Raw genomic sequence first — 22,559 nt, 5'->3', positions numbered from 1 at the left:
ACGGTAGCGCTTACAAAAAAACCTTGTTATGCTAAGCTATATCTGTAATTGCTCCAATCCATAAATGATTTCGGAAAAAGAGTCGTTCCTGCAACCTCCTCCCTTCTTGCATGTTCATTGTAACATGTATAGAATGATTTCTCCACTATATTTTATAAAATAGGAGATTATTTTCTTCAAATTCATTAACTCCTGTTCACGTTGGCTTTGAATCGATCGATATCGGGCAATTGACCCGCTTCATTCGCCTCTCTCTTCAAGATATCGCAGATAATACACAATCCAGCTGCTCCCACCAGCTATAATCATCCAGATGGCTCACATCGAACAGCATCACACCGTGCGTGCGTTCTCGGCAGATCCGAACAGCTTTTTCAAATTGATCTTTGTTTCCTTCATAATCCTTCAAATACAAGCTCGCGATGACTGGAATCTGCCCGTTAATTGCCTCTAGGCTCATTTGGATCGCACCTTCTACGCTGTACCATTCCGCAGGCCTGCCATTATGTACCGCTTCTTCAATTCGCACTTCGGGATAATAACAACCGGTCATAATGAAATCCAATTCATCGGCATACGCGGAAATAAGATAATCTTCAGAAGCCCATGGCAAGTTCGAACGATAGGTTTCACTAGCCCAATTGACACCTTCGTTGTAATATAACGGATACCACGATCCAACATAAATGCTAAAGGACAGACTTGGATTTGTGGATTTAACAACTTGCTTAGCCGATTGCACGAAGTGTTTAATGTTCAGCGCACGCCATTCCGTCCATTTCGCGAACCAAGGACCATACTCGAGTTGTTTCGTACCTTCTTGTAAGGTAAAAATGTCCTGTGGCCATTGTGCTATCGGCTGCCCAATATATTGTTCGAATGCTCTCCTGCTTAATTCGCTAAAATCACCATAGACATTCGGATAGCGGCAGCGGTCTAGCACAATACCACTAATTTTATAGTTCGAGGCAATCTCCTTCAGAATCCCAAGTTCGTGCAGTTGAACCTCTTCATGAATCGGATTCACAAAAATCGTATCATCATCCGCATTTTCAGCCGCAACCGATTCCGAAGAAAGACTCGGATTATAAAGCATGACCTGCCAATCCTTCTTGTCATAAGCAATACCGTCTCTTGAATGCGTCGTACCTTCAGCGAATACATCCATATTCGCAATGACTTGAAGCCCGACAACACTCGCTTCCTCTATCATTTCCGCAAGAAAGTCTCTTCCTTCCCATATTTGATAACGTCCGTCCGACCAGCAACTTACATGATAAGCATAAGAACTTGGGAATGTCGTATGTCCATAGGGAATTTTGGCATCCACCACCAAGTGGGTTACTCCAGCTTGTTTCGCACTGTTCACAAGGCGCTGCCTCTCTGCACGATCCGCTAGTCGAACCCCATTCGCGATAAAATCAACCCACAACACATTTGCACCTTTTTCCATAGATATACTCATATTGGGATCACCTCAACTCTATAATTCTGATTACTTGTAGTCGCCGTAATATTTAGCTGCGTAACCGAGTGCCCGACCTTTACCTTGTAATCATACGTCGATGGTGTGAAGGAAGGCGTTAACTTCATTACCTTCTTCCTTGAGCTCACCGTCAATTTACTTAATTGCGTTTTCGCTGATTTGGATAAATAGACGTCTATCATTTTACGGCCATAGTCCAAATCATGCTTCATTCGATTCTTCACTTCTGTATGAATCGGGTTGCTTGCAAGAAGTTTGCTTATGCTGTCGATCTTCAGTTTCACGTCACTTGCAGTCTCATCCGTCATATCGGGATTCACATGTAGATTTTTTACAGCGGATTCAAGTTTCTGTATTAGTTTCTCGCCGTCCTTACGGCTCATCCCTTGGAAAGGAACGTAAATCTCATTGATTTTACGGATCATTTCTTCCATCACGATCACTAGCGGCTTGGTCGTTTCATATTGAGGCAAAATTGCCTTATTACGATACACCCCAATCTTCAACACCTTGTCATACTTATAATTAAATAGTCCTTCAAACTCGAATAATCCGGATCCAGCTCCATCATTCTTTGTCGCTTCGTTAATTTGATCCACAACAGTCGATGTAGGATTGCCTTGGAACGTGTCTAGACCCGATGAGACGAACGCCTTGTCCCCTGCTAATGCCATGGAGTTTCTCAAGTCCGTTACCGTTAATTCCGAGCCTGGCGCATAAGACATATGGAACAAGTGATCGATTAAATGATGATCTAACCAGTATTTCGCTTCTTGTGCGTGCGATTTCGGTGCTTCATCATAGTTCGGCCATACCGCAGTTGTTATTTGTAGCTTTGGTTTGATTTGATGCGCCTCGTTAACTACCCGAACGACCCAGGTATTGATCATGTCCGCACGGAATTGCAGCCATTCATCCCAGTAGCGATCTCCTGGATGAAGGTCAAGCGGATCAACCCCATACTTCTCGCTGAACAAATTGCGGGTATACGTGTCGTAACCGAAATCATTCGTGTAATCTCCAGACCCTGGATATCTCGCATAATCCAAATGCAGTGAAGCAATGTCATATTTCGTAACGAGTTCATCGTATACAGAAGCAACGAAATTTCTAGCTTGCGGGAGCGCTGGATTAAGCCAATACCACTTGGCATTGTGACTGCCTTCTTCATAATCAATACCTTGTCTGCTTTTCATAAGCCAATCGGGATGATTCACCACAACCGGTCCGCCTACAAAGAAGTTCTCTACCCAGGCATGAATTTCAATCCCCTGTTTCTTGCCTTCCTCAATGAATGCCCCAAGTACATCAAAGCCTTCATACAAAGGATTTAATTCAGTATCTGGCAACGACGTTGGCCAAGTGGTATATCCATTCCACCATGTTTCTAGATAGATGGCATTGATACCGGTCTCTTTAATTTTCTTCACATGCTCTCGAACCTGCGTCAAGTTCTTTTCCTTCGGCCTCATCCAGAGACCTCGAGTTTGTACTTTCGGAGACTCAAAATTCATGTAACTTGCATCCGTAACTTTCTGATCTAAATCATTCAGTAAATCCACCAATCCATTGGTACCGCTTTCATTTAGGCGTTGTTTGGCTAATTCATAAACGCCCTTCGCTTCTACAATCTTCTGTTCAATATCGGCATAAGGCACATCCATAAATTGATTCTTGGATAACTGGAGCGCCTTATCAGCGCTATCGATATTTATCGAGGCTTTATCTAAGTAAGATTCCGGCGTAAAAATAACCAGCACTTCTTTTTTAGCAAAATCTAGACTCAATTTAGCTCCGACCAGTGCATTGTTCTTTAACCATGTGTTCTTAACCCCATGACCGGATAATACGTATCCGCCGCCTTCAGGAATTTTACTGTTGTTCCCGCCATTGTTTGTCACATATCCGTCCGCATTAACAATCACTTCATTGCCCCATGAGTTCGTGCCAGTCTCCTCGCCGTAATTACGATCATAGACGATCAACTGATTCGATCCACGAAATCCTGGATAAGGCACATTGCCAACATTGTCCCAGCCTCCGGGATTATCATCTTTTACTTTCGGATTAAATGCATCAAACGAAGTTCTAGCGGCTTGGTAAATTAAACTATCCGTCACGAGCTCAACCTCTGCACCAATACGCACTTGACCCGCTAGTTGGTTATAGAATGGACTTGCCGATTGAATCGACAGTACATATCCATCCGATGGAATGGAGGAGTTGTTATCAAGATAAGCCCCTGTGTTGGCATCGTATGCAATTGCCACGACGTTGATCACCTTATTGCCAACAACTGTAAGCTCCATTCCCCAAGCATTCTGATTGGTGGTTGCGCCATAAGTAGGCTGGTACAACACCACTTCTCCCGATCCACGCGGACCATTTATTTTATCAATGGCTACCGCAGTACCATTCACTTTCAAATATTTGCTAGGCAGAATAGGAATATCTACGTTAATCGCTTGTACGGACTGCCCCACCTCCAAATTCAAGGATGACGCAGCGTTGCCAGAAGCCGAGATGACATAACCGTTCGCGGGAATGTAGGTTCCTCTCTGACCATGAACACCATATGTGCTTTTCACGACCGATACATCATTGGTGATGATATATTGAACGGTATCTTCGGAGAATGGTTTTGTCATCTCACCAAAATGACGTGTATAGACCGCGATGGTGTTCGTCCGTTGAGCCTGATCTACAACGTCGATCGGTATGCTTCCCTGCTCTGTGATGAGCTGTGGACCTCCGACCACCGGTGCAGGTAACGTGTAGCCAACAATCTCAACCGGATCTCCCGGACTCATATTGTCTTTAATCCACTGTTCACTCGATCCGTGACCAAACAGTACAAAGCCATTCGTCGGTATTTGTATAGCACCTTCTCGATAAGTCACGTCCGTAACGCTGTAACTACCTTCATGATAGTCCACGACTGCAGCAGCCGCATAAGGGTTCGAATCTGTGAGCTTACTACTATTTTCTCGGGTAAACAGAATCATTTCATCTGAAGCTCCGATGGCTCGATTCACTGCTGTAATGCTGATGGTGTTGCCATTTGCAGCTTTCGCCGTGATGGCTTCATCGGCCAACACAGTCAACGTCGTGCCTGAAAAAATGAGAGCAAAACATAAGATAAAAGACAGCGTATTCTTTAATCTCATTTTCAAACCTCCCCATGTTGTTCATGAAAAAACAGCTTCCCAAGCACTCCATCTTATGTACAACTAATCTCATCTACAAATCTATTTTTATGCCGAGTTTGCTACAGCATCACCTCCAACAATAATGATGGAATTATGGGTATTCCTCTTATGCTATGATTTGTGAATCATGTTGATTTTCCACGTGGAATTAATTAGTTTCGTGTGTGCTTCATACAACCCTGCCAACTCCCAAAAATATGAATACACCGTTATATTGATCATATCAGACAACTCAAATTTAAGGAAGAATATTTCCTCTTATTTCATACATAAAATTAAATTATTTCTCCAATTTGTCTTTACTTTTAATGAACGGCATTGGTTCCTCCCCTAAAATGGAATTTGAAATGCGAAACGAGCCTTAGAAGCGATTCTAAAGGCTCGTTTTTTTGCGGACTTTATTGTTGATGTTTTACAGTTGATGAAGGAAGAAATGTAGTTAAAAATTAAAAAATATTTTACCTGCCATCATGTGCACCCTCATACGAATCGAAATTGTCAGCCAACCAAAACCAATTTTCACCTTTACTAGCGTATAAATGCTCTAACAGTTCCGTAAAGCTTTTAGCAATAATCTGACTGTCCCCTGGTGTTGCATGTGTTTCCAAGAAACTATCATAGCACATAGCAAAAACCTAAATGAGAAGCGCTTAAGTCAATGCTAATGTACTGGTTTATTTGTTCAGATTCAGCAATTAGATACCACTCATTACTAATATTCCCCTCCAGTTCCTCCCAAATGACATCATCCTCTGAGTAAAGCCTTTTACTAGTTGGAATAAACTCATTTGAAGAAACTATTTTTATTCCATAAAGCTACTATTCTGATCCTATTCAAAGTCTTGTTTGTTCAGCAAATTTGCCAAAATCAACACTTCTAAGCTATGTAAACTTGATAAATTGGGAATATAACCCATTTTTCCAAAGGAAATTTGCAAGTACTTTAGATTCGCTCCTTCTAATCAGAAATGATCCCTTTCTCTTTCAGAAATAAAAACCAATCATCCTGTTCAGAATCTGGGATCACGTTGCAATATCCAGACCCAAACACATCATTTTTCAAAAAGAAATCTAATTCTCCAAAGCCATTCATCGTAGTTCCGTCTTCATCCAATCTATAAACATTCCCGTCAAATCTATTCATGATTAATGGTTCATAAAGAATCTGGCCTATTGATAACCATGATTCTTTGTCATCTTGCATATCGGAGAGAACATACTGATTACGCTCTAATTCACTGTAACTCCAAAAATCAATATCACCAAACCGCGCTCCATTTGTTACTTTTAATAAGTCGTAGTATTTCCCTAGCTTTAACGAATCAGCTTCTTCATGAATCCCCGTGACCCCGTCATTTAATTTTCCGAAAACAATAGCTGAAGGATCTTCTTTTAAAGCTAATTTTAGGCAATCAATCATTTTTGTAATATCCTCGTTCATTCAAAATCAACCTCTCTACACTTTTTAGGATGGGCATTTCATATATACTTTTAAGAATATTGCCAATAACTTTTTATGGGGTTCTCAATCGAATCTTCTAACATTTGTGCATATAAATAGATAGCACCGAACGCAAAGGGATAACTTTTTCTTGGTTTTATGAGTGTATCTGGATACCCATCTTCATCAACCTGGAATATAAAATCAAAACCGTCATCATGCAACTCCTTATAGTAATACTTTTCTCCTTGAATATGCCTTGGATTTCCTCCAAATTTGATAAGAAAACGTTCTTCAAATGACGCTTTATCACTTACCACATTGGCTTCCGAAATAAAGTGCTTTACTAAATTAGGGTCGGTAAAAGTATCAAATTTGCTCTCTTCTGTTTTAGGATGCTTCATTGTGAATAACGAACAATTGGGATATCTATTTTTAGAAATACGATCTTCAAATTCTTTAGGAGCAAAAATGGAGATCATCTCATTATCATCAAAAGGGTTAACGATAGAACAATAAAAATACATCTCCGTTTCCTTATTTATCATGCCTTCCATTTCATCAAAAAAAGCCGGTGCATTCCCTCCGATCCATCCATTACGGCTATCCTTTTCACTCGTTTGAAAAAGCATACACTCTTTTCGTTCTTTAAGACTTTTTAAATCTCTCATTGTAATCTTCCTTCTCTATTTACATTTTATGTGATATCGTCCTGTTCATCTTCTCACCATAATCCGACACCAATTGAGTTAAATCCCACCAAAAAAAAGGGGATGGCTATGTTTAAAACGTCAAAAGCCCGCCAAAAGGCAGGCAATACACAAATGAACTGAATCGGCAATTCCAGCAATATGAGGCTAAACGCGTTGTAATCAGCGACCTAACCTATGTCAGAGTCAAAAACAGATGGCACTACATCTGTGTGTTGATCAATCTCTTTAATCGAGAAATTATTGGTTTCAATGTGAGGCCGAAAGACGCTGCACTCGTAGTAATGCCTTCAGCATCTGAAATTGGACATCGAATTTACGGAACACTAGGCTATATGAGCCCAGTTAATTTCAGAAAATTGGCCCTTAAAAAGTTGTCTGGTTTGGTGTTGACAGTCCAAAAGCCCCTCTGCGATTGACCTTTTCTTATCCATAATTCAATCTTTATTTTGATAGCACTGATTCTCTATAACGTGCTCCCTCTATTATGGCGACTAATGATATTTCACATGTTAACTAATGATAATTTTTGTTGATATTATAGCTACTAATGATTATTTTCCGTAGTTGATCTTTCTATTAAATGACCACATATCGTCATAGCTATCTTTCTTTAACGCCATCAATCTATTTTTATCGCTAGCTCTCCTAGCCACGCTACAACCATTCCTAAGAATGGTAAAGACGGACCCATACCGAGTCGGTACAAGTCCGTCTTTAATTTTGCCTTCTTATTTATTTGCTATGCTTAAGCATAGGATTTTGAAAACTTTTAATGTACAAATACAGTAACAGCTATACTGGAAGATGAAGCATTGCGGGCTACGTCTACTGCTCTAATTAGGATGGTATATGCTCGTAGCCTTTCATATCGTTCAGGATGACCTGTTCATTATCACCTGTCGTCATGACTAATTCATCATTCACAAAAACTTGATGCTCTTTCACTCCATTATAATCCGTAGATGGATTCCAACTCAGCACTAGCTTTTTTTGCCGCGATGCTGCCGTCACACTAACTGGAGCGGTAGGTGCAAACAGATCCTCCATGAATTTTTTCTCAACTGGTAACGATGGCAGCTGGGATGCTAGGATTGTCGTACTCTTCGTGCCTTTCGCTACCGTCTTGGTTGAAGTACCCGCCAGACCTGTAGGAGCTACTGGCTACTTCGTTGTTGTAGTGTTCTCGATCCCAAGTTACCCCGCCATATTATATCCCCAGTTTAATATTCCATCGCCGATAACAGTTGCGTCATGGAGATAACCCGCAGATATACCGGATGAATTATTTAGTGCGGCAATTGTCCTCGGTGTAAGTACGTCTGCTGACACGCTTTCCCCAATTTTCCCTAAATTGTAGCTACCCAAACCAACACCGAGTTAGCATTTGTCCGAACCATGCTATGCTAGTACCCCCCAGAAACTTCCTTAATTCCGCTCAATGAACTGATCTGAACAGGTTTGAGACGCTCAACTTTTGTTACATTGCCGATTTGGCCGTAGCACAACTACGCGATTTTTAAGCATAAATTTCTGTCACCCGACACATCGGTGGATGGACATTATGACAAGGCAGCTGATCAAGCAATTGCTATCTTGTCATAATGTCTACAATTCATCGCTTAATGATTGCGCGATAAATAAATTTGGGCAGTGCTGCTTGTCTACGCCATCTCGATTTTTCCCCTTTAGAGACAGGCACTGTAAGTAAGCGATGCAGCCATTCAAGATTCAGTTTTTTCCATAACGCTGGGGTTTCTGGCACTTTCCCTGCTATGACATCCAAACTTCCTCCTACCCCAAAAACGACTTTGACATCTGAAAGTTTACTTTTATGTTTATAGATCCATTTATCTGAATACGGGGCTCCCATTGCAACAATTAAAAAGTCCGGTTTTGTTCGTTTTATTTCTTGAATAATAGATGCGCCCTCTTCCTCTGAAAAAAAACCGTGATGCCGCCCTGCAATCGTCAAATTATGATACTTGTTTTGGATTTCTTCCACTGCCTTTTTGTTGGTTTCCTCATCTGTTCCTAAAAAAAGAAGCTCCAGCCAAATGAGTTGCCTTTGTCTAACAATCTAAGCAATAAATCATACCCCGTAACTCTTTCCGGTACGGGAGTGCCTTTTCGCTTGGACGCAATTACAATTTCGATTCCATCTGGAGTAATTAAATCTGCTTCTTTTACAATCGTTTGCAGCAGTTTATCGTTCTGGTGTGTAATTGCAATTTCGGGGTTAGCTGTTATTAGATGAAATAATCCGGTTTCACTATGCATACGGTCAGCGAGAAGCTGCACAGTTTCTTCTAGAGTTAATCTAGAAAAAGGTATTCCTAATATGTTTACAGTATCTTGCAAATTAATCACCTTCGATAGTTATTATATATGCATCTGTCTTCACTTGGCGCATTGTTCTGAATGTCCAAAAAGCTTCTCTATAATTTCAATTATTTGGCTAGATTTGTTATGTATATAGAAGTGATTTCCTTCAATCATGTGAAGGGTGCATAGCCTTGTCGTTAACCCCCCCCCATGATTTCAATTCCCTTCTTGTTACTATTATATCATTAGTTCCCCCAAATACTGTAATAGGACAATCTAATGGTTTTTCCGAGGTGTAGGAGTAGGTTTCACATATTGAGAAGCCGTTTCTAAGTTGGGGAATCCACACACTTTCATTATCTCATAAGTAATTATAATATTTCCCGACTCATCATTATCCAAATGCAATACCAGTCTATTAATTTTTGAGATTAAATTCAAATACTCTGTTTTACTTGTTCCTCGAATAGCCGCATAGCGGGGGATGCCTTGTAGGTCATACCCGACAAAAACAGCATTATGGTAAGGACGGCTTTCATAGAGCCTACCAGATGAAAGACAGAAATCTATGATGCTACGATCAATGCCTCGACTGGTCAAATAAGCAATGACACGCTGATTGCTGTCACTTCGCTCTGGAAGCTTAAATTCCTTACTAGAAGAAGTTTCGGTATCATGCTGAACACCCCTATGCGATCTTTCTATTGAAGCTGGTCCTGTTAACGCAAGCACGGCTTCTGGAAAGGTTAATTCCCTGACTTTAATGAGGTAGTCTAATGCGGAATGACCGCCAAATCCACGCGACCACCAAAACCATTTTCCATTGGAGATTTTCAGACTATCGTGGGTTCGAGTACAGTAGACGTTACGAGAGCAGCGAGCCAGTTCGTAAGGCTCGTACATCTGTAAATATGTCAGCAAATCAAGCTGCTTCACCTGTTCAATTTGCTCCTTACTTACATAGCTCATAGCGTCCCCCCTAAACTAATTTTGGACAAAAAAAAGACAGCCCTGCGGCTGTCATTTGATTGAATCGTCAACTTTTATAAGGTAAACAATTCATTTTAGATTATTGCTTCAATCCCTTTACTTCTTCAACCGATAAGCCAGTTGCCTCTGAAACGGTTTGCAAATCCACGCCTCTTTCCAAAAGACGAATCGCAATTTCTTTGCTTGTTTCTGCTCTGCCTTTTTCTTCGGCAAATTTTTGGGCACTTTCAATCAGGGATACTTCATCGCTCAAGGCCTTCATGCGAGCATCATAAGCCAAACGTGCCGCCGTATCCTGACTCAAAAACTCCAGCGTATCCATAGCTTTTTTCAGCATTGGCTCCTTCATCGTCAGCACCTCCCAATTGGATTGATCGACTCCCTTTAAAAACAATAGCCAGTTCACCAGTCCGCCTTCTTCAAGCTCTGCCGAATGCTCGCTCAGCTTGGTCAACTCCATAATGTGAATTTCAATGTCATCCACCAGTTTAATTCCGGTGCGATCCTCTCGCAAATGAAACACGCTATGGTAACGGTCATTAGGCAGACAGGAATAGTTCAGTATATTAATGGTCACGCATTTCTTTAAGGTATTGTAATTTCCGCCCTTAGGTATCTGATGGTAGTACATTTCAGACCAATAGAACAGTGTTCGTTTTTCCATATGGTATGGGTTAAACAGCTGCATTTCTATATTCAACAGCTCGCCCTTGGCTGTCTTCGCCTTAATGTCCATAATGGACTGCTTGTCATTCGGACTATCTGGCTCGGTGTACGGATTGAGTAGCACAATTTCAGTCAGTGGCGGTTCACCCGCCTCACGGAATGTACTGTTTAAAAAGGCCAGCAGCACATCCTTGTTATGCTCGCTGCCGAAGATTCGTTTAAAAATAACATCTACACGCGGATCAAGCAGTTCAAGCATGAGCATCTCACTCCATTCCTGATTATCTTCATTATACCATTTTATCCAGATGGATTGCATCTCCTCACCTGTTTTAAAGGGACATTACACAAGGCCTATTTTACGCAGATAGCTGTAGCAGTCAGCATATCCCTGTAAATAAATGGACTTTCGATCCGTCTGTTCAAGCTCATCACAGACTCTGGCTTTCCAGCAAAGCCTCAGCGTCTGATAGAGATAGGCATCGAAGGTGTTCTCGGTGACATAGCGAAAAATATGAACCTCACCGTTCTGATTGCCAGTCGAATAATTCGTCCACTACGCTGCTCCAAATCCCTCGGACGCCACGGAAAATCCAGATCATGAAGTGCGATCAACTTTGTCTGCACATTCGTACCCGCACCTAGCTTAGCGGTTGATCCAAGCAAAATCCGCACCTGTCCAACACGTACCTTGGCAAACAGCTCCTTTTTTTGCACATCCTTATTGGCTTGATGGATATAGACAATTTCCTCAGCCGGCACACCCTTTTTTATCAGCTTTCGCTTCAACTCATCATACACGTTGAATGTGCCATCTGTTTTGGGAGTAGACAGGTCGCAAAATACGAGCTGTGTGAGTCGCTCCTTCGAGCCGTCCAACCAATGCTGATAGACGTTGCTTACACAAGCGCTCACCTTGCTACTCTCATCATCAGGGAGTATGGGATTAGCCAATCGTTGGTCTAAAGCCAGCTTACGTCCATCATTGGTAATCTTGAGCATATTATCCTCGTGAGGCTCAACCTGCTTAGCACGAACCTTCTCTGCACGCTGTGGCAGCTCTGCTACGATGTTTTTTTTGATATTCACTTTGCGGTACAGCAGCATTGTGAAAATGCGCCTTCGGCACAGGAAGCTGGAGCATATCTGCTGTTTGAATGTCTGCCACTTCCTTAAACATACTCATCAGCTCAGGCAAATTATAAAAGCGAGCAAACCTTGTTTTCGCTCTATACCCCGTCCCCTCCGGTGCAAGTTGTCAAGGAGGGTTTTACTCAATTAGAAAAACAGAATTAATACCGAAGGAACAAGATTACCAGCCGAAAAAAATTATCGCTCATTATCGTGATTTCGTTCCCTCCGTTTTTGCCATTCTCCCAACAATTTTATAATCGTCTGCTCCATTTGCAAGGCTGTGTAATCCTTTTGGAAAAAACCTCCTTCCGAAATTTGATTTGCGCCTTTTGATTAGGCTTTTCCTGGGTCATAATGCCAAAAATCACATCCATATCTAGCTTGTCTGCCCCACTCAGCTTTTTCATTCGCTGTGCTTGAGAAAGCGAAGGCGTGCTATCCTCGCTTCTCATCGTCCCGAGCAGGTCTGTTTGTTCTTGTTTGGATAGGTACGACAGTTCTACAGCAGGGCTAACAGCTATTTCCCGTCGTCAACCATTTCAAGAATCGGAGGAATTAGCTCCGTTAATCGAATGTAACGCTGAACCTGGGTTGAGCTTGTACCAACCTCAGACGCAATCTTTTCAAGTGACTTCTGTCTAACTTGGTCACAGGTTAACGGCTCGGATAAATCGTTTCGCTGCCCCTGAGCTTTAATTGCGTCAAGCTTTAGCTTGTAAGCCCATGCTTTTTCGGATGGTGAAACATATTCTCGATGTAAATTGCTATCCACCAGTGCAATAATGGCTGCATTTCTGTCCATGCCACGAACAAAGGCTGGAACGATTGTAATCCCAGCCTTTTCACAAGCTACTCTATGACGATGCCCTGAAATAATTTCATAACCTCCCTTCTCTCTTGGTCGGACTGTGTTTACATACCCGAAAGGCTTACGGCAGCGATAGCTACGGAATGGCTGTGTTACTTAGCCTTACAGGGTTGTCTGCATGAAAAAAATTCTTCGAAGTGTCACTGGTAGACCTCTTCTACTAATCTATATCCTTCATAAGCAAGCTTATCAGTTTTGGCTTTTCCATCTTCAGAGTAAAAAACCCAATTAGTAATAAACCCGTATTTTTTACGATTGTTCTCCTGCTTTTTACGTTTATATTCTGAAGACATATTCCTCGAATCAGATTCAGTACCTAAGAAACTGTCAACCGAAGACATGATTGCAGAACCTGTGCTCTCGATGACTTCAAATTTAGTAACATCATCAACATATAACGGTAAAGACCCACAAAAAGCATCGTTTTTATCTTTTGAATACGGAAACTCTAATATTTCAAAACTATTAGGATCTGCCTTTAATACTCGATATACAGACCAATCATCACTTGCATAAATATACACATTGTTCTTATCCTTCGCATAACGATACCGACCTTTTTTACTAATAATCTGGAAAGTATCTGGATCTGACCCTTCTATTTTTGTAGATTTAAAATATATTCTATTGTTATCTCTTGCGAAATCATTGTATTTTAAAATTTTGAATTCGTCTTTACTTACATTGATTGGATTAACTCTTCTGCCAACGCTTTCATCATAGGAAACATAATTCCATGTTCCATTTTCATATACATATCCTGGTTTGATTATGATATAAATGCAGAACAATATAGTAAGACCACATACAACATTTCCAACAGCTACTAACGTCTTTTTCATAAACACCACTCAATTCTAATTAAGCTGTAAAATTTCAATGATCCCTTAATTATTTTCACTATTAACTCCGAAGATAGTTCAATCCTTGTATTCTACAAATCCAAGTTATTTAGCGATAACGTTCTTGTATATATGAAACTAGGAGGCGTAAGGAGCAGAGTAGCTGGGTGGCTACGCTGCTAGCCTTGCAGACTAGTCTTCTTTGAAACACTCCCAAATTCATCTATCTTCAAACCATGCTTTATCAATAAATTCGTTCCATTCAATTATTATTTTTTTGTATTTAATTATGCAGTAACCAAAATCAGCATTATATTTCAAAGAAGCCGAGCCATCAAATCTATGTACAAAATAATCTTCTGCTGCTTGCAATTCCTCATTTTTAAGAATTTCAAAATCTAATAATAGTTCACTTTCTAACATTACCCTCTTTTGAGCTGCTTCCTCAACAATAATGTGCTTCATCCCTTTTATTTGGGATGTATCATATAGTATGGACTCAATAATCTCATAGTCAATAAATCTAACTTTTGACTTCCCAGTATACATACTGAATCCTGTATGATTAAACGGATGAACCGATAATACGTCTATGTGTTCAAGCCATACGATCAAATTCTTATCTTCTATTGAAACTTCTTCAATTACACAATCATGCAAGGATACAAAATTCAAAGTGTTTTCTGATTTAAAGCTAAATTCAGACATAAAATCATTCACTTTCATTCATGTTCTACTGTATGTTTACACAAATTCTTATAACGTTAGCCTCAGTGATTCCACTTCCTCACTCATCACTTCTTGTGAGCCAAGGGCGAAGCCCGCAGCATAGAGAAGGTGCTATATGATGAATCGATCTTCTTGTATGACTTTCATACTCAATATATTTATATGTACTTTTTTTAGTCAGTTAAATCTAGGCATAATAACCTCCTTCTAACAAATAAGTAGTTGTCTCTTTATAATGTTTATAGATCTTACTGAATGCTCTGTTTGCCTTATGCTGATATTCTCCATCACTGAGGCATGGTCTAATTACTTTTACTACTTCCTTCATATCCGTATTACTTGGTATCTCGCCAGATAATAATTTTTCTAATTCTAATTGAAACATCCCTTCAAAGTTTTCAGAACAATCCCCGTACACATAAATTGCTTTATTATCATCCATTTTTAGTAACTTAAATAGGATACAAAATGCCATTGTACTAACACCCTTCAATCTTATTTATTATTTGCAGCCGATACTTCATATAACGTGCTTGTGTCTCCGAATCCTCAACACCTTAAGGCAGCAGCATCCCGCCACGAACCGACGTAGATATGGTATTAAGCGAGTTCGGCCACTTCCTATGTTCCCCTCATTCAATAATTCCTTGGCTTAGTAATTCACTTCTAGTCGCTGGCCTTAAAGAAACGTCCCCTCTTGATCCAATCTTATTTCCATTTTTACCGTTATATAAACAACCGCATGTTCTACATTCTTTTAATACTGTATTACTAATTGTATTTGTATAATATTGGAGTTCGCCTTGACATACATCACATGATTCTTCATACGACCTATTAAAAATAGCTAGACCCTCAACAATTGAAATGTACAATTTAAAATATTCTTTTACTTCTCGCTCTTTAACTATTTTCTCCACTCTCTTAAATGTATCTTTGATCATATCCTCTTAAAAAGCTAATTCGTTTGAATCTATTGACTCTAATGTGTGATTCCAGTTAGTTGTCCAATTTGGATGTGTATTTTTTATGTACTTTTCGATATAAACCCAAGAATCCTTAAATATATTTATAATAACCAGTGGAACAAAGTTACATCTTTGAGAAATAAGATCTAGAAATATTTCATTAACTTTATTTAGATGGCCATATATATTCATGACATCACCCTATTATTATTTTTTCTGATTTCACTTAACGTTCTTGTATTGATGAGCTCGTGAGGCTTAATGGAGTTAACTTTCATTCTTCATTTAGCTTTCATCTATCATCCATGAAAAATTTTTCGCAATTGCATTTGCAAGATCTGTAATCTTCTGTTCCAAAACATCATTGATACACCAAGGGACTGCTATTTCAATTAAATTTATTTCTTCAATTCCATCAAGTGAATAAAACGCATAGTTTCCTTGCGAATTCGCAGGGATACCATTAATTCTAATAACCGCTCCATCAATCTCCTTAAAATAGATTAAGTTCCTCTTCTTCGTGAATTGTAGAATAGTTACTAAGTACTCATCGAGTTGATTTGTTCTTATCTTCTTCGAATACAACCTATCAGAACAAATTGAAATAAAATCGTACAAAGTTTACCTCCCTTATATATCATGCGAAAGGATTGTTATATGTGTGGTACACGCCTCTATGAAATATAATTACCAAGGTTCTTTAACCCATCTTTCTCTCCGAGCTATTAATATTTCATTCTCCTGAAGATTCGAGAAAAATATTGCCTCTTCAATACTTTGATAATAATTCATATTGCCTTTATTTATTATGGCAGCATCAAACATCCATATATCATCCAAGTCATTTTGCATTAACGCTTCCCAAGGACGACCATCCCCTGCTTCATTAGTAAAATACACACCCGATTGATTAGGGAGATGTGAGAATGCAGTCATTACCTTCCAAATCACTGATCTAACTTCTTCTCTTAATACGTAATCGAAAGAACTTTGTACAATCTCCTCTGTCCAGAAAAGAAGGCTAACTTCAAGCCAGGATTGCTGCAATTCTTTGATGCTTTTTGAGGTCCAGCCCATAACAAAAGGGCGAATGTGTAAAAGTTGTCCAGCAACCAAAAGTTCTTTTGTTTCTTCTCCTTCACTCACATACATAGAGCCGTCCTCATCCATTTCCCACTCTAGTCCACGAAAAGCAGAAATTAGTTCAGCGTCTTTAATCCCGCATTCTTGTAATGCATTTATAAAGTTATGCATTATCTCTTTTATATTGGTTTGATCGCACTTAATATAGGTTTGGATTTGAGAATATTCAGGCACTTTATCCCTCATTTCATTATTGCGTGTATGTCACCTAAATACATGTTTACGAAATTATTTAATAATTCCATATTATGAAAATTAATGAACTTCGTAAATACCAACTCCTATATCGGCAAAAGAGTATATATTAAAATATAAAAAAACCGCGATTTAAGCGGTTTACAAGGTCTATATAAACTTACCATCAGTGACTCTTACTGTTGATCTTATTTATATACAATTAATATCAAATGCTTCCTACCCTAATCCCAATCCATATACGATTGAACACTTAGCTTTTCATTTCCGCAATCAGGACAGTCCAGTTGGACATCCTCTATCTGGTCAATAGGCTTTGACGGCATTAAAGCCGAGCAGCGCAGACAAGTATGTCGATTGGTGTAATCATCGCTGTCTGATTTGATGTGCAAATATACTTCATTTAACAAGTAATGACACGACTGACAAACATACAGGCCGTCAAAACATTCAAACGACGCTTCCTTGTCCGTCTGAATGAAATCTCTGATTCGTTGTCTACCGACGTCATCCTTGTACCATTCAAGAATGGAACTCAAACTACAATAGCTGAACCCGAATCCCATGTACATATTTTGGTTATAGGTGCAATGCCCGCAGCTTAATTGATATGCCACTCCCATTAGTTCAGCCTCCTTTATGCTGTTCTGCATTTTTTAAGACCACTTTCTGTTTGATTTACAACTTCCTGCGATTGTTCTTGTTCAGAAACGATCTAGTAAAATAAAATGAAAGTCCAACTGACAACAATAAAGCAATCAAGCTCTTTAAGTGATAATCGGAAATCATGGTTGAAACAAACGCATTAACAAATACTTGAATTATGATCAACAAGACGATAAAAACTGCAACCGCATACAGAACCCGTTTTGCTTTTATCACGATAGTGTTCCCCCTATATAAAACTACCAGTCGTGTAATTATAATTACCTATTCCATATTATGAGATTCGATAAACTTCGTAAATAACTAAACGCACATCATTTAACCACACAAAAAAAAACGCAAAATATGCGGCATGGGACGTCTATATGCTTGTCGTCTTATTCCTTCTTTATGTAAATATGATGCATTAGTTCTTAAAGGATAGTCCGTTATCCTGCAGAGCAGCCCTAAGCTTAGGCAAGGAGGCCGGCCCCATACCGTGAAACTGCAAAATTTCTTTTTCTGAATATGTGGCAAGCTGTTCTAGTGAGGTTATTCCATTGTGTTCCAATGCCCGCCGTGCTGGTGCCGAGAGCACAGCTAGAAAACCTTGTTCCGGTTTACGTTCTTGCTCACAGATCGGACAAGTTGGACAATCGCTGCTTTTCTGGTATTGGTGTCCTCGAAGACATGTCCGTATCGTTTTATTGGATGTCGTCATAATGATTTGCCGCCTTCCTTATACATATCCATTCATTCCCTCTAAAACTGATCATCATGACACTAGCTTAGCTGCAACTACCTACATATAGAAACGCATATGTGTTTTATGTTTTCTATAATACTCCATTCGATCTTCTAATTGTCCTGTATGCAACTCAAATTTATGCCCATCAGGGTCTTCAAAATAAATAGAGTTCAGATCCTGAGCGTCTCTGATTCTTCCTGTTAATAGCTTAACGTTTAATTTTTGTAACTTTTCTACCCAATTTTTATAATCCGCTTCTGTTATGGAAAAGGCAATATGCGTATACGACTCTTTCACTTCAATACGTGGTATGTGCGCTTCCTCATTTATTGCAATCCACAAGCCGTTCAAATTAAAATAGGCAAGTTTTCGACCTTGAACCAACAATTCAGCATCAAAAACTTGCTTATAAAATGAAATCGATTGATGTAAATTTGAAACCGAAAAACAAATATGATTAATTGGACCCAGTTTCATGTCTTTGTCCTTTCAGCGCAACGGTTGGCCATAACTTACACCCAGAATATACGATTTTTATCATGGTCTATAATTTCAAGTTGTTCTTCAAAGCTTTCATTCGGTTCTATGTCGTCTATAAAGTGCCATCTTTTTTTACTGTCTTTCCAATATACTTTCCATAATTCATTCTCTCTTCTTAATTGCGCAATATCATGTTGTACCCATTGTTCACTCCTAAAAGCAGGTCTTTCTTCTATGAGCGTTACGTTATTACCTCGAATTTTATAATTGATTTTGATTTGATTTTGCAAATGTTTAGGGATTTTGTCCTTCACATACCCATCCATAATTTTCTTCACCTTTGCTTTTGTAAATTCATCCATATGCTCTCTCCTCCAGCTAATAAAGGCTGTATAAGCTCGTCTGCTTCGTCATGCGACGGGCAGCACCGTGATCCGTCCTTATCCTTATCGTTTCATGCTGCAATTCCTTATATTTACCTATCCCACATAGTGTAACCTACCTATCAAACAGCTTCAACCTCTCATCAAAATAGCCCTTGTCCCATTAGACAAAGGCTATCCGAAATCCCACTATTCCAAACACTCGAAACTTACCACTGCTCAATCCTGAGCGTTGGGGAATGCAAGCGCACCTGTCTCTGCACAGCGCTCCCCCTAAGGCAGTAGCCGATGGCGATCAAACCAACTACACACTCATGCTCTCCAATATCCGCCAGTGACAAAATCTCCTTGCAATCGGAAAACGCTCCTGCCTCCCAATACATGCCAATGCCATGTGACCACCCCAATAACTGCACGTTGCGAACTTGACAGCAAGCCGCTGCATAGTCCTCACCAGCAATGTGATCGTCTTTTTCTCTGCGAGCAGCAACGATCAGTATTCCCGCTGCTCGCTCCATGATGCTGCCTAGTTCCGCACTACGCTCCTTGGCAATTGCCTTGACCAGTCGCTTCTGTACCGCGGCTGTCGCATAACGAAAGCTCCACGGTTCTCGATTGCGATGGTTAGGCGCCCAAACAGCGTCATCTAAAATCTCCATAATCAACTCTTGCGGAACAGGCTGCGCCGTATAATCTTGAATCGGTTGCGAATCTAGGATCATAGAACGAATCGTTGTCATTAGTTCGGCCATCCCTTTCCGTCAGCAGCGTAAATTTATGTTTCGCCCCTATCCGCGGCTTTGCTTTTGGAACTTTGTCGTACTCTCCCACATAACACAAGCAATGGAGGTGTTCCCCCGGCTGAAGCCCTAAGCCCTTACTTAAAGAAGGATGCTGTAACTTTTCATCCGTCCCCCAAACCATGCCTATACGCTGCTCCCATGCCAATAACGAAAAGGTATGCAGCAACGAGCTTACTGCTGCATCATTTCGCTTCCTCTGATCTATATCCACGTCGAAACGGGTAATAACCGCAAGCAGAGCTGGAATTTTCATAATTCGATTAATCATAAACTGACTTACTTTGTTCGGTACCCACTTGTACAATTTCTGCTCCGTATATATGCTCATAACAGCTTCTCCTGCCCTGCGCTTTCCTTCTGCACTTGTCGCCAGCAGAATACTTTAGCTATTTCTGTTTATTAAAACGAAAACTCTGATGCTGCTTATATGGACTGCTCGAATCTCACTTTTTTGGATGTAGTAAACCATCAAAAAAAAGCTAGGATATAATCATAGCAAAAAAATTTGGGTATTATCGGGGAAAGAAAGGATGCTGCTTCATATGAGACCTATCATGCATGCACAAAGAAATTGCGAGGATCAGCAAAAAATTAACCATTTCTTGAATCACACACGGACAGGCTTATTAGGCTTGTCTGATGGACTTCAACCGTATGTTATTCCCTTAAATTTTGTTTGGTGGAATTCATGCATCTATTTCCACGGTCTAAGCAGCGGAAGGAAAGTTTCTATTATTAAACAAAATAATGCAGCTTGTTTTACGATATTCGAAGAGTTTGGTACTGTGACTGACCCCGTGCCCGCTAAAACGGATACAGCCTACATGAGTGTAATGTTATTTGGAGATGTCGAAAAGGTAACGCAGCTAGAGGATGCAACAGCTGTTCTTCAACAATTCCTGAACAAGTATGTACCTGGTTTTTATGATCGGCCGTTATCCAAGGTTCATGTGGATAAATACCGGTCCTCTCTTGATAATCAAACCGTATCTGTATATCGTCTGCAACCTCACACCATAACAGCTAAACACAATCCGGTTAATGAGCAACATCTGTTTTACCCGGGAAAATCGGCTTCCCCTTCCAACTACTGATGCGTTATTAGTAAACAGGACTGTGCACGACAAAACAGGCTATCAGAGGCGCTAACCATATTGATAGCCTGTATAGTCACAAGAGTATGCTTAAAATCCAACCTACAGATTGCAGACGAGGCGCTCTGTATGGTAACATTCCAACTATTGGATGGTTTCAAATTTGCCCAATTCACATTAATTGAGCAATCCATAATTGGCATGCATGCATCGGAGGTCAGTCCATTGCTAAACATTAACCGTGATGATCGTCTGCCCATCTGGCAGCAATTACTTGATCAAGCGATCCATAACATTACGACCGGAAAGTGGCCGCCAGGCGAGCTCCTGCTCCCCACCCGCGAGCTTGCCCAATTAGTGGGCGTATCACGTTCAACGATCCAAATCGTATATGAAGAGTTGTACAGCCGAGGATTTACCGTCACTTCGCGTCGAGGCGGAACTAGAGTAAGTGAGTGGACGTATCATCCAATTTCCACCACAACTACTTCACCGCCAGGGCCGCTTCAACCGGAATTGCCTACCTTGAATACAACAGTTACACATTTGCAAAATTGGCTTCACGGCAAAGAAAAAACGGTTGCAGCTATCGATTTTAGCCCACACGAGCCTTATTTGGATGACCATTTCCATAAGCTCTGGCGGCAATCGTTTGTACAAGCCTCGGCTAAGTCTGATTTATCTCATTGGGCTTATGGCAGCGCCTACGGCTTTGAGCCGCTGCGTGAGCAAATCCAACGCTACCTATCCCTGACGAGGGGTGTGCACGTGCAAACAGACCAAATTTTGTTAACTTCAGGTGCTCAGCATAGCCTTGATCTGATTGCACAAGCGCTCTTGCAGGCAGGAGATACGATGTCGGTGGAAGATCCCGGCTTCCCGGCTTCCTGGATGGCAATGAAATATCGACACGTAGAGGTAAACCCCGTTCCCGTCGATGAGCATGGCCTCCAAGTAGAAGACATTGATCCGAAGTCCAAGCTTGTTTTTGTTACTCCTTCACATCAATGTGCGACAGGTGTCATTTTATCAGAACCGCGCAGGCAGCAATTGCTGCATATGGCCGCCCAACGTCCATTTTGGATTGTTGAAGATGATTACGACAGCGAATACCGCTACCGTGGTGATCCGCTTCCGACTTTATATAGCCAGTTGCCGCAGAACACGTTGTATTTGATGAGCTTTTCTAAAATGATTGCCCCCGGCATCCGTATATCTGCGATCGTCGGACCTCAAGCGGCCATTCGCCAAATGGCTCAAGTGCAGGAGCTTGTGTATCGGCACCTTCCGATTATGGAGCAAGTAACACTTGCCCATTTTATCGAGCACGGCCACTTTATACGCCATATGCGCAGAGTACGAAATGTTTATCGCCGCCGGCATGAAGCGATGACAAAAGCAATCAGCGCCGCTGGCCTCGGCCAGCGCTTCATGCTGAGCGGCGTGGAAACGGGGCTGCATATGCTGCTTGAAGCCGGAGAGGATGCAACTTTTGACGAAGAAGCATTAGCAATTCAAGCGCTCCAGCATGGGATTAAGGTGTATCCGCTTAGTATGTACTGCCTAGAAAGCAAACGTAAGGGATGGGTGCTGGGCTTTGCCAAAGTGAATGAGGCCGCTATTGAAGCAGGCATATATCGCCTCTCAAAGCTGCTGTTATAAACGATGACCTCTTATTGATTAAAGCCTGATGTCATCAG

General features: G+C 40.7%; 26 protein-coding genes and 2 pseudogenes. 2 read left to right on the top strand and 26 right to left on the bottom strand.

The window, feature by feature from the left end; all coding sequences use genetic code 11:
* Positions 1-256 precede the first annotated feature (256 nt).
* The 26 genes and pseudogenes from H509_RS0106205 to H509_RS27525 form a co-directional block, all read right to left on the bottom strand.
* Positions 257-1,465 (bottom strand): alpha amylase family protein, encoded by a 1,209-nt coding sequence (locus H509_RS0106205; RefSeq protein ID WP_028544323.1) that lies wholly within the window; start codon positions 1,463-1,465, stop codon positions 257-259.
* On the bottom strand, positions 1,462-4,653 hold the full coding sequence (locus H509_RS24440; protein WP_051286842.1) for a family 10 glycosylhydrolase: 3,192 nt from the start codon (positions 4,651-4,653) through the stop codon (positions 1,462-1,464). Before H509_RS24440 ends, H509_RS0106205 begins: the two co-directional genes overlap by 4 nt.
* 500 nt (positions 4,654-5,153) lie before the next feature.
* Positions 5,154-5,303 (bottom strand): hypothetical protein, encoded by a 150-nt coding sequence (locus tag H509_RS27530; RefSeq protein ID WP_169450860.1) that lies wholly within the window; start codon positions 5,301-5,303, stop codon positions 5,154-5,156.
* A 350-nt stretch (positions 5,304-5,653) separates the two neighbouring features.
* The gene (locus H509_RS0106190) at positions 5,654-6,136 is read right to left on the bottom strand and encodes a hypothetical protein (protein ID WP_028544322.1); all 483 of its coding nucleotides are present in this window, start codon (positions 6,134-6,136) and stop codon (positions 5,654-5,656) included.
* Between the two features lie 50 nt (positions 6,137-6,186).
* Positions 6,187-6,807 carry a hypothetical protein gene (locus tag H509_RS0106185; RefSeq protein WP_028544321.1) on the bottom strand — a complete coding sequence of 207 codons (621 nt, stop codon included), beginning with the start codon at positions 6,805-6,807 and terminating at the stop codon, positions 6,187-6,189.
* An 879-nt stretch (positions 6,808-7,686) separates the two neighbouring features.
* A complete protein-coding gene (locus H509_RS0106180) occupies positions 7,687-7,896 on the bottom strand; it encodes a hypothetical protein (protein WP_028544320.1) in 210 nt (69 codons plus the stop codon).
* Between the two features lie 356 nt (positions 7,897-8,252).
* The gene (locus H509_RS28740; RefSeq protein ID WP_425414220.1) at positions 8,253-8,354 is read right to left on the bottom strand and encodes a hypothetical protein; all 102 of its coding nucleotides are present in this window, start codon (positions 8,352-8,354) and stop codon (positions 8,253-8,255) included.
* 107 nt (positions 8,355-8,461) lie between these two features.
* A pseudogene (locus tag H509_RS24430) lies at positions 8,462-9,126 on the bottom strand (WecB/TagA/CpsF family glycosyltransferase).
* Positions 9,127-9,447: 321 nt separating this feature from the next.
* The gene (locus H509_RS24425) at positions 9,448-10,140 is read right to left on the bottom strand and encodes a DUF3991 domain-containing protein (RefSeq protein WP_051286841.1); all 693 of its coding nucleotides are present in this window, start codon (positions 10,138-10,140) and stop codon (positions 9,448-9,450) included.
* A gap of 100 nt (positions 10,141-10,240) precedes the next feature.
* Complete coding sequence (locus tag H509_RS0106165; RefSeq protein WP_028544319.1) at positions 10,241-11,086, bottom strand: Rpn family recombination-promoting nuclease/putative transposase; 846 nt, start codon at positions 11,084-11,086, stop codon at positions 10,241-10,243.
* A gap of 200 nt (positions 11,087-11,286) precedes the next feature.
* On the bottom strand, positions 11,287-11,916 hold the full coding sequence (locus H509_RS24420; protein WP_425414219.1) for a helicase-related protein: 630 nt from the start codon (positions 11,914-11,916) through the stop codon (positions 11,287-11,289).
* A 562-nt stretch (positions 11,917-12,478) separates the two neighbouring features.
* Positions 12,479-12,763, bottom strand: a complete 285-nt coding sequence (locus H509_RS26675) for a hypothetical protein (RefSeq protein ID WP_028544318.1) — start codon at positions 12,761-12,763, stop codon at positions 12,479-12,481.
* 24 nt (positions 12,764-12,787) lie between these two features.
* Positions 12,788-12,835 (bottom strand): annotated as a pseudogene (locus H509_RS28825) (hypothetical protein); the annotation flags it as partial.
* A 134-nt stretch (positions 12,836-12,969) separates the two neighbouring features.
* Positions 12,970-13,671 carry a DKNYY domain-containing protein gene (locus tag H509_RS0106145; RefSeq protein ID WP_028544317.1) on the bottom strand — a complete coding sequence of 234 codons (702 nt, stop codon included), beginning with the start codon at positions 13,669-13,671 and terminating at the stop codon, positions 12,970-12,972.
* 219 nt (positions 13,672-13,890) lie between these two features.
* Complete coding sequence (locus H509_RS0106140; RefSeq protein WP_245595988.1) at positions 13,891-14,397, bottom strand: hypothetical protein; 507 nt, start codon at positions 14,395-14,397, stop codon at positions 13,891-13,893.
* Between the two features lie 190 nt (positions 14,398-14,587).
* A complete protein-coding gene (locus tag H509_RS0106135; RefSeq protein WP_245595987.1) occupies positions 14,588-14,842 on the bottom strand; it encodes a hypothetical protein in 255 nt (84 codons plus the stop codon).
* Positions 14,843-15,032: 190 nt separating this feature from the next.
* On the bottom strand, positions 15,033-15,344 hold the full coding sequence (locus H509_RS0106130; RefSeq protein WP_028544314.1) for a hypothetical protein: 312 nt from the start codon (positions 15,342-15,344) through the stop codon (positions 15,033-15,035).
* Between the two features lie 309 nt (positions 15,345-15,653).
* Positions 15,654-15,986, bottom strand: a complete 333-nt coding sequence (locus H509_RS0106125; protein ID WP_028544313.1) for a hypothetical protein — start codon at positions 15,984-15,986, stop codon at positions 15,654-15,656.
* A 69-nt stretch (positions 15,987-16,055) separates the two neighbouring features.
* The gene (locus tag H509_RS0106120; protein ID WP_169450859.1) at positions 16,056-16,697 is read right to left on the bottom strand and encodes a hypothetical protein; all 642 of its coding nucleotides are present in this window, start codon (positions 16,695-16,697) and stop codon (positions 16,056-16,058) included.
* A gap of 233 nt (positions 16,698-16,930) precedes the next feature.
* The gene (locus tag H509_RS0106115; protein ID WP_028544311.1) at positions 16,931-17,329 is read right to left on the bottom strand and encodes a hypothetical protein; all 399 of its coding nucleotides are present in this window, start codon (positions 17,327-17,329) and stop codon (positions 16,931-16,933) included.
* Between the two features lie 55 nt (positions 17,330-17,384).
* Positions 17,385-17,588: a hypothetical protein gene (locus H509_RS0106110; protein ID WP_028544310.1), complete on the bottom strand. Its 204-nt coding sequence runs from the start codon at positions 17,586-17,588 to the stop codon at positions 17,385-17,387.
* Positions 17,589-17,778: 190 nt separating this feature from the next.
* A complete protein-coding gene (locus H509_RS0106105; protein WP_028544309.1) occupies positions 17,779-18,072 on the bottom strand; it encodes an RNA polymerase alpha subunit C-terminal domain-containing protein in 294 nt (97 codons plus the stop codon).
* Positions 18,073-18,153: 81 nt separating this feature from the next.
* Positions 18,154-18,576, bottom strand: a complete 423-nt coding sequence (gene fosB, locus H509_RS0106100) for a metallothiol transferase FosB (protein WP_028544308.1) — start codon at positions 18,574-18,576, stop codon at positions 18,154-18,156.
* A 35-nt stretch (positions 18,577-18,611) separates the two neighbouring features.
* Positions 18,612-18,941 carry a DUF3024 domain-containing protein gene (locus H509_RS0106095; RefSeq protein ID WP_051286840.1) on the bottom strand — a complete coding sequence of 110 codons (330 nt, stop codon included), beginning with the start codon at positions 18,939-18,941 and terminating at the stop codon, positions 18,612-18,614.
* A gap of 230 nt (positions 18,942-19,171) precedes the next feature.
* On the bottom strand, positions 19,172-19,702 hold the full coding sequence (locus tag H509_RS26670) for a nitroreductase family protein (protein ID WP_211234310.1): 531 nt from the start codon (positions 19,700-19,702) through the stop codon (positions 19,172-19,174).
* The gene (locus H509_RS27525; RefSeq protein WP_051286838.1) at positions 19,605-20,093 is read right to left on the bottom strand and encodes a nitroreductase family protein; all 489 of its coding nucleotides are present in this window, start codon (positions 20,091-20,093) and stop codon (positions 19,605-19,607) included. Before H509_RS27525 ends, H509_RS26670 begins: the two co-directional genes overlap by 98 nt.
* A 214-nt stretch (positions 20,094-20,307) precedes the next feature.
* On the opposite strand from H509_RS27525, the gene H509_RS0106080 reads away from it, so the two are divergent.
* The gene (locus tag H509_RS0106080; protein WP_028544306.1) at positions 20,308-20,859 is read left to right on the top strand and encodes a pyridoxamine 5'-phosphate oxidase family protein; all 552 of its coding nucleotides are present in this window, start codon (positions 20,308-20,310) and stop codon (positions 20,857-20,859) included.
* A gap of 225 nt (positions 20,860-21,084) precedes the next feature.
* Entirely contained in the window at positions 21,085-22,521 is a 1,437-nt protein-coding gene (pdxR, locus tag H509_RS0106075) for a MocR-like pyridoxine biosynthesis transcription factor PdxR (RefSeq protein ID WP_028544305.1), read from the top strand.
* Positions 22,522-22,559 lie beyond the last annotated feature (38 nt).

Source organism: Paenibacillus taiwanensis DSM 18679 (assembly GCF_000425125.1).
Classification (GTDB): domain Bacteria; phylum Bacillota; class Bacilli; order Paenibacillales; family Paenibacillaceae; genus Paenibacillus_B; species Paenibacillus_B taiwanensis.
Note: the sequence above shows the minus strand (reverse complement) of the source record. Positions and strands in the feature narration are given on the sequence as shown.

What these genes read in the sequence shown, in the direction of transcription:
- H509_RS0106205 (WP_028544323.1), bottom strand. Translation starts at nt 1,465, where the DNA reads ATGAGTATATCTATGGAAAAAGGTGCAAATGTGTTGTGGGTTGATTTT.
- H509_RS24440 (WP_051286842.1), bottom strand. Translation starts at nt 4,653, where the DNA reads ATGAGATTAAAGAATACGCTGTCTTTTATCTTATGTTTTGCTCTCATT.
- H509_RS0106190 (WP_028544322.1), bottom strand. Translation starts at nt 6,136, where the DNA reads ATGAACGAGGATATTACAAAAATGATTGATTGCCTAAAATTAGCTTTA.
- H509_RS0106185 (WP_028544321.1), bottom strand. Translation starts at nt 6,807, where the DNA reads ATGAGAGATTTAAAAAGTCTTAAAGAACGAAAAGAGTGTATGCTTTTT.
- H509_RS0106180 (WP_028544320.1), bottom strand. Translation starts at nt 7,896, where the DNA reads ATGGAGGATCTGTTTGCACCTACCGCTCCAGTTAGTGTGACGGCAGCA.
- H509_RS24425 (WP_051286841.1), bottom strand. Translation starts at nt 10,140, where the DNA reads ATGAGCTATGTAAGTAAGGAGCAAATTGAACAGGTGAAGCAGCTTGAT.
- H509_RS0106165 (WP_028544319.1), bottom strand. Translation starts at nt 11,086, where the DNA reads ATGCTTGAACTGCTTGATCCGCGTGTAGATGTTATTTTTAAACGAATC.
- H509_RS26675 (WP_028544318.1), bottom strand. Translation starts at nt 12,763, where the DNA reads ATGGACAGAAATGCAGCCATTATTGCACTGGTGGATAGCAATTTACAT.
- H509_RS0106145 (WP_028544317.1), bottom strand. Translation starts at nt 13,671, where the DNA reads ATGAAAAAGACGTTAGTAGCTGTTGGAAATGTTGTATGTGGTCTTACT.
- H509_RS0106140 (WP_245595988.1), bottom strand. Translation starts at nt 14,397, where the DNA reads ATGAAAGTGAATGATTTTATGTCTGAATTTAGCTTTAAATCAGAAAAC.
- H509_RS0106135 (WP_245595987.1), bottom strand. Translation starts at nt 14,842, where the DNA reads ATGGATGATAATAAAGCAATTTATGTGTACGGGGATTGTTCTGAAAAC.
- H509_RS0106130 (WP_028544314.1), bottom strand. Translation starts at nt 15,344, where the DNA reads ATGATCAAAGATACATTTAAGAGAGTGGAGAAAATAGTTAAAGAGCGA.
- H509_RS0106120 (WP_169450859.1), bottom strand. Translation starts at nt 16,697, where the DNA reads ATGAGGGATAAAGTGCCTGAATATTCTCAAATCCAAACCTATATTAAG.
- H509_RS0106115 (WP_028544311.1), bottom strand. Translation starts at nt 17,329, where the DNA reads ATGGGAGTGGCATATCAATTAAGCTGCGGGCATTGCACCTATAACCAA.
- H509_RS0106105 (WP_028544309.1), bottom strand. Translation starts at nt 18,072, where the DNA reads ATGACGACATCCAATAAAACGATACGGACATGTCTTCGAGGACACCAA.
- fosB (WP_028544308.1), bottom strand. Translation starts at nt 18,576, where the DNA reads ATGAAACTGGGTCCAATTAATCATATTTGTTTTTCGGTTTCAAATTTA.
- H509_RS0106095 (WP_051286840.1), bottom strand. Translation starts at nt 18,941, where the DNA reads ATGGATGAATTTACAAAAGCAAAGGTGAAGAAAATTATGGATGGGTAT.
- H509_RS26670 (WP_211234310.1), bottom strand. Translation starts at nt 19,702, where the DNA reads ATGACAACGATTCGTTCTATGATCCTAGATTCGCAACCGATTCAAGAT.
- H509_RS27525 (WP_051286838.1), bottom strand. Translation starts at nt 20,093, where the DNA reads ATGAGCATATATACGGAGCAGAAATTGTACAAGTGGGTACCGAACAAA.
- H509_RS0106080 (WP_028544306.1), top strand. Translation starts at nt 20,308, where the DNA reads ATGAGACCTATCATGCATGCACAAAGAAATTGCGAGGATCAGCAAAAA.